A 308-nucleotide genomic window follows, 5' to 3' on the forward strand; every position below is an offset into this window, starting at 1 on the left:
TGCACAGTAGCATTTGGATGTGCTTCAATGCTTTTAGCCATTTTACGTGTTAATTCACCGAAGTTTACATCTGTACCTTCGTCAATTTTACTTGCCGCCATGATACCAGGGTTATCTTCACGGCCTTTCATCATCAATGGAATCCATTTTTTCATTACTTCGATGTCTTCAGTATATTCGATATTATCGAACATAGGGAAAGCTTTCATCGCTTCGTAACGATCTTTTAAGAATTTAACATTGTTTTTACCTCTAACATAACTGATGTGTGGTAATGGATTGATAAATTCTCTTGGATTCTCGATGCT

Annotated in this window: 1 protein-coding gene; it reads right to left on the reverse strand. The window is 36.4% G+C overall.

Annotation, left to right across the window (positions count from 1 at the left end; genetic code table 11):
• Positions 1-308 (reverse strand): malate:quinone oxidoreductase (locus GUI70_RS25530; protein ID WP_202630582.1); only part of this gene is annotated, 308 nt, incomplete at both ends.

Origin of the sequence: Deinococcus alpinitundrae, from assembly GCF_009982895.1 — a bacterium.
Taxonomy (GTDB): domain Bacteria; phylum Deinococcota; class Deinococci; order Deinococcales; family Deinococcaceae; genus Deinococcus; species Deinococcus alpinitundrae.